The sequence below is a fragment of the Bacillus sp. 05T31 genome, from assembly GCF_056396725.1.
This window is the reverse complement of sequence record NZ_JBFTMA010000222.1, coordinates 1-5923: the sequence shown is the minus strand read 5'-3', so window position 1 is coordinate 5923 and position 5923 is coordinate 1. Positions and strand designations below refer to the sequence as shown.

Sequence of the window (5923 nt, the reverse complement as noted above, 5' to 3'; positions counted from 1 at the left end):
CATATACATAAGCATCTTTCTGCTCTTTATGTACATCAACCTTCGAATGCTCTGCAAGCTGACCCGCATTTAGCAAAGAAAAAATAATGAGCGCTTCTAGTGACATTTTGTTTTACCACTCCTTTCTATTTGTTATACATTTATCATACCGCTTACATGTGATTTCCGTATGAACTCGAAAAGGAGATTACAACAAAAAGGTTACAGGAATACGAATGCACGCTATAATAACCATTAAATAGGAGGTTGTTTCATTTTGACAATAAACCAAATGGTTCAGTTAGGCAGTGCATTTATGCTGTTTATTACTTCAGCACTTATGAGTTGGTATCAAGGGAGTAATTTAATAGATTATCCTGATGAATGGAAATATAGCGCTAAGTTTACGAATTATTTTAAAGGGTACTTTTCACATTATGACGATATTTATCAAATCGATTTCTTTATATATGCGGCAAAATTTTATCCCGGGGCATTTGTCGTTATGCTAATTAGCTTACTTTACATGCTCATATTAATTCTTCATATTCTATTTAAAAGAAATCATGAGGTAATTTAAATGCATACATAAAAACCCCGAACGATAGACTTTTCAGCCTACCATTCGGGGTACTATTTGTTTTAAATTCTTTTCTGATTAGTAACGAATTAAGAAATATTTCTTCTTACCGCGGCGAATGATTGTGAATTTACCTTCGATGCGGTCGTTTTCTGTTACAACGTAGTCTAACGCTTGTGTACGCTCACCGTTTACGTAGATTGCACCGTTAGTTACATCTTCACGTGCTTGACGTTTAGATGGTGAAATTTTGCTTTCTACAAGTAAGTCGATTAATACTGTATCTTCTGCAGTACGTTCTACAGATGGTACGTCTTTGAATCCTTGCTCGATTTCGCTTGCAGTAAGTTCTGCTACAGAACCGCTGAATAATGCAGCTGAAATTTTAATTGCTTGCTCTAACGCTTCTTCGCCGTGAACAAGTTTTGTCATTTCAGATCCTAATGATTTTTGTGCTGCACGTTTTTCTGGTGCTTCAGTTACTTGCTTCTCAAGCTCAAGAATTTCTTCATGAGATAAGAATGTGAAGTATTTTAAGTATTTAACTACATCGCGGTCATCTGTATTGATCCAGAATTGGTAGAACTCGTAAGGAGTTGTTTTCTCTGGGTCTAACCAAATTGCGCCGCCCTCTGTTTTACCAAACTTCGTACCATCAGATTTTGTAACTAGCGGAATTGTTAAACCGAATGCTTTCGCATCTTCTTCTGATTTACGGATTAATTCAAGACCAGCTGTAATGTTACCCCATTGGTCACTACCACCGATTTGAAGACGGCAATTGTATTGTTGGTATAAGTTTAAGAAGTCGTATGATTGTAAAATCATGTAACTAAACTCAGTAAATGAAATACCAGTTTCTAAACGAGATGCTACTGTATCTTTTGCTAACATATAGTTTAAACCGAAGTTTTTACCGATATCGCGTAAAAATGTAATTACATCTAAGTTACCAAGCCAGTCATAGTTGTTAGCCATCGTTGCTGGGTTGTCCACGTTTTCAAACTCTAAGAAGTTTGAAAGTTGGTTTTTAATGCTTTCCGTGTAGTAAGCAACTGTATCTTTCGTATTTAATGTACGCTCTGCTTTTTTACCACTTGGGTCACCGATCATACCAGTACCACCGCCAACAAGTGCGATTGGTTGGTGACCAGCTAATTGGAAACGACGTAACATTAATACTGGTAACATATGACCGATGTGTAAGCTATCCGCTGTCGGATCGAAACCACAGTATAATTTAACGCTTTCTTTTTCTAATAATTGCTCAAGGCCCTCAGCATCTGTTTGCTGGTTAATTAGACCGCGAAATTCAAGATCTTGTAAAATACCCATATCCTACATACTCTCCTTTAAGTTCATTACTGGCGTGAAGGTTGAAAACATAAAAAAATCGCCCCTTTAAATAAGGGACGATTTTGATCATCGCGTTACCACCCTAGTTGCAGACAAAAAAAGCCTACCACCTTATTTACATAACGGCTTAGCACCGTCTTTTCCCTTTTGAATACAATTCAATCGAAAAAAGATGCTCTAGGGGCGTAATTCGCGATCATCTATGTGCTGATTTTCACCGGCCATCAGCTCTCTAAAACAGGGAAATGATCACTACTTCTCCCTTTCCACGCTCAATTATTCATATACTTTTCTTTATACCATCATTTATATAGGCGTGTCAAATAGAGGTATGAGTTCTTTTCCTACCAATCCTTTATAAAGTCGCAAGGAATATCGTAATAAGAGAAATAACTGGAACACCAACTAATAACGACACATGAAACACAACCGATAAATCATTCCCAATCGTCGCTTCCACAGGATCTTTCGCTGGAGAAGCAAGAAATCCAAGTAATCGATCGAAGTGGCTTACCGTTTTTGGAAAATCCGGTATTTCTACATGATCGCTATCTAAATGCTGCTTTAATTTATATTCATTCTTAAAAGGATTTTCGCTCAATTTCATCCACCTCCAGCAATTGTTTCAATTTCTTTATCCCGTTATGAAGTCTCGACTTCACTGTTCCAACAGGAATATCTAGTACCTCTGCAATTTCTTTTTGCTGCATATCATGATAATAAGAGAGAATCAGGACCGCTCGCTGTTCTTTAGGAACTTTCAAAATTGCTTCTCTTACCGTAAGCCGGTCTTCGTGGGAAAAATCTACCTCTTGCACTGGTACTAAAAACGGTAAGAGCGAACGCCACTTTTTTCTTCTATTTAATTTATTAATCATAAGACGATAACCGATTTGAAATAAATACGTTTTAATTTTTCCTTTTCGGGTTTCATACATATGTTTCTTACGCTCTAGAGTCAAAAACGTATCTTGAACGAGATCTATACTCAGTTGTTCATCACGATTAAATCGATATAAAAATGTATATAGCGCTGGTTTGATTAAAACATATAGTTTTTCTCCAGCTTGCTTATCTCCATTTTGGTACGCAAGCATGAGCTCCTCCTCAATCCCAATCTGCGCCATTTTTTTTGATCTCCTTTATTCCTTTTAACGTTAATGAAATACGGGAAATTAAATATGCACTTGCGACAATGACCCATGCTTGTGACTGATTCGTAAAAAATTGAACATATGGGTTTTGAATCGTATGGCCGGTTGAAACTAAAATATTTAACGCCAGCACACATATACATGCATACACTGCAAGACAGACCGAAATTGTATCAAATACATTCCAACGAAAATATATTTTTGTTTTTGTAAAATCAATTTTATTTCCATTTTTTCGTACAATACACTTCTTATCAAACGGAATAAGGATTGAAAAAATAACAATCATAATAATCCCAACTGTAATCATTGAAATTTTAAATCCAATTGGTATAGGTAATAACATACCACAAGAAAACACAACTATAATTCCAATTAAAGCAAAAGTCAGCATCAATTTATTAGACATAAAAAAGCCTCCCTCATCTATTCTTTCATAAATGTATACAGACGAGGAAGGCGCTTCGTTCAAATATTATTTTATTTTTTTTATGATTCTCGCAGGATTCCCGCCAACTACTACATTATCTGGCACATCTTTCGTTACAACAGCGCCAGATGCGATGACAGCATTATCTCCAATTGTTACGCCCGGATTAATAATCGCTCTTCCGCCAATCCATACGTTATCGCCGATTGTAACTGGTTTTCCGTATTCTGATCCGCTTATGCGCTCTACTGGATCAAGTGGATGTGTTGCTGTATAAATGTGAACACCTGGAGCTAACATACAGTTCACTCCGATTGTCACCGGGCATACATCTAAAATCGTACAATCAAAGTTCGCGTAAAAATTTTCGCCCACGTGAATGTTATAGCCGTAATCACATCTGAAAGAAGATTCAAGATGAATGTTATCTCCAGTCGTTCCGAATAGTTCTTTTACGATTTCGCTACGCTCTTTTAATTGTACTTCTGGCGTTTCATTTAATTTTCTCGTTAATATACGTGCTTGCTCTCTCTCTTGTACTAAAACAGGATCAGCTGGTATGTACATTTCTCCTAGTATCATCTTTTCTTTTTCTGTTTTCATTATACTACCCCCTTTAACTTATATATATAAGTTAATAATACCATAAAAAAGGTCTGAACGTCATTTCGTTCAGACCTTTCCTCTTAATCTTCCATCGTCGAYAARTCRCCTGTTGGTAAGTTTAATTCCCACGCTTTTAATACGCGGCGCATAATTTTACCACTTCTCGTTTTCGGTAATTTATCTCTAAATTCAATTTGTCTTGGCGCTGCATGAGCTGCTAGGCCTTTCTTYACAAATTGACGAATCTCTTCTTTTAATTCATCAGATGGTTCGTAKCCYRCKCGAAGCGCGATAAATGCTTTAATGATTTCTCCGCGYACTGGATCAGGAATACCAATTACACCAGCCTCTGCAACAGCAGCATGCTCGATTAATTTGCTTTCTACTTCAAACGGACCAACTCGCTCACCTGACGTCATAATTACATCATCAATACGCCCTTGGAACCAGAAGTATCCATCTTCATCCATATAAGCAGAGTCACCTGATACGTACCAATCTCCCGGCATAAAGTAAGATTCATACTTTTGCTTGTTATTCCAGATTCCACGCATCATCGCTGGCCAACCTTTACCAATTGCTAAGTTACCCATTGTGTATGGAGGAACTTCATTTCCTTCATTATCAACAATCGCTGCTTTCACACCTGGAATTGGTTTACCCATTGAACCTGGACGGATTTCCATACAAGGGTAGTTACAAATAACTTGTCCACCTGTTTCTGTCATCCACCACGTATCATGAATACGAAGTCCAAATGCGTTCATACCCCAGCGAATTACTTCTGGATTTAACGGTTCACCAACGCTTAATACGTGACGAACTTGTGATAAATCATATTTTTTAATTGCATCTTGTCCAGCTCCCATTAACATACGGAATGCTGTTGGTGCACTATACCAAACTGTTACACCGTAATCTTGCAGTGCTTCATACCACGCTTCTGGACTAAATCTCCCGCCTAAAATAACATTTGATGCCCCTACTAACCACGGTGCGAAAATACCGTAAGCTGTTCCAGTTACCCAGCCTGGGTCAGCTGTACACCAATATACATCATCTTCTTTTAAGTCCAGTACCCATTTCGCTGTTTGATAGTGCTGAACCATTGCGTTTTGTGCATGAAGGACGCCTTTTGGCTTACCAGTAGAACCAGATGTGTAATGAAGAATTAAACCGTCTTCACGGCCTAACCATTCGATATGTAATTCTTTTGAAGCTTGTTCAAATAAAGGATTGAACGCTACCGTTTTACCGCCTTCTTCTGCATTGTCTCCAACAAGAAAGACTGTTTTTAAAGCTGGTAAATCATTTAATGGTATGCGCTCTAACAATTCAGGAGTTGTAATTAACACCTTCGCTTCGCTATCTTCTAAACGATCGCGTACTGCGCCTTCCATAAATGCTTCAAATAATGGTCCAACAATTGCCCCTAATTTCACTGCACCAAGAAGTGCGAAATATAATTCTGGGGAACGCGGCATAAAAATAAAAACGCGATCGCCTTTCTCAACATCGCCATAGTTTTTCAGGACATTTCCTGCTTTATTAGAAAAATCCTTCATTTCCTTAAACGTATATTTCTCTTTTCGCGATCCATCTTGATAATAAAGTGCTACTTTATTCTTTCGATCGGATTTCGCATGCTTATCAATTGCCTCATACGCCATATTCACTCGGCCTGTTTCATTCCAAGTAAAATTTTTATTAACCTCTTCCCAGTTAAAATTCGCGTATGCCTCTTCATAATTCGGCAAATTATTTTCTCCTTTAATGACAGGAAGCGTTTCCACTTTCATACTTTACATCCCCCTCCTA

Annotated in this window: 8 protein-coding genes and 1 other annotated feature; of the genes, 1 reads left to right on the top strand and 7 read right to left on the bottom strand. The window is 37.7% G+C overall.

Features of this window, described 5'->3' with window-relative positions; translation table 11 throughout:
- The coding region (locus tag AC1DJR_RS14820) for a transporter (protein ID WP_477002900.1) at positions 1 to 106 on the bottom strand (106 nt) is incomplete at its 3' end.
- 150 nt (positions 107 to 256) lie between these two features.
- Between AC1DJR_RS14820 and AC1DJR_RS14815 the strand changes: the two genes are divergently transcribed.
- A complete protein-coding gene (locus tag AC1DJR_RS14815) occupies positions 257 to 559 on the top strand; it encodes a YjdJ family protein (RefSeq protein ID WP_429688028.1) in 303 nt (100 codons plus the stop codon).
- A gap of 78 nt (positions 560 to 637) precedes the next feature.
- On the opposite strand, the gene tyrS is transcribed toward AC1DJR_RS14815, so the two are convergent.
- The 6 genes from tyrS to acsA all read right to left on the bottom strand — a co-directional run bounded on the left by tyrS (position 638) and on the right by acsA (position 5904).
- Positions 638 to 1894, bottom strand: a complete 1257-nt coding sequence (gene tyrS, locus AC1DJR_RS14810; RefSeq protein ID WP_429688027.1) for a tyrosine--tRNA ligase — start codon at positions 1892 to 1894, stop codon at positions 638 to 640.
- Positions 1895 to 1964: 70 nt separating this feature from the next.
- Positions 1965 to 2193, bottom strand: a binding site (T-box leader).
- A gap of 77 nt (positions 2194 to 2270) precedes the next feature.
- On the bottom strand, positions 2271 to 2516 hold the full coding sequence (locus AC1DJR_RS14805; RefSeq protein ID WP_113770008.1) for a hypothetical protein: 246 nt from the start codon (positions 2514 to 2516) through the stop codon (positions 2271 to 2273).
- Positions 2497 to 3042, bottom strand: coding sequence for an RNA polymerase sigma factor (locus AC1DJR_RS14800; protein WP_429688026.1), 546 nt, complete (start codon positions 3040 to 3042; stop codon positions 2497 to 2499). Before AC1DJR_RS14800 ends, AC1DJR_RS14805 begins: the two co-directional genes overlap by 20 nt.
- A complete protein-coding gene (locus tag AC1DJR_RS14795) occupies positions 3023 to 3478 on the bottom strand; it encodes a hypothetical protein (RefSeq protein WP_429688025.1) in 456 nt (151 codons plus the stop codon). Before AC1DJR_RS14795 ends, AC1DJR_RS14800 begins: the two co-directional genes overlap by 20 nt.
- Before the next feature lie 66 nt (positions 3479 to 3544).
- Positions 3545 to 4105: a maltose acetyltransferase domain-containing protein gene (locus tag AC1DJR_RS14790; RefSeq protein ID WP_429688107.1), complete on the bottom strand. Its 561-nt coding sequence runs from the start codon at positions 4103 to 4105 to the stop codon at positions 3545 to 3547.
- An 80-nt stretch (positions 4106 to 4185) separates the two neighbouring features.
- Positions 4186 to 5904, bottom strand: a complete 1719-nt coding sequence (acsA, locus tag AC1DJR_RS14785) for an acetate--CoA ligase (protein WP_477002899.1) — start codon at positions 5902 to 5904, stop codon at positions 4186 to 4188.
- Positions 5905 to 5923: the final 19 nt, after the last annotated feature.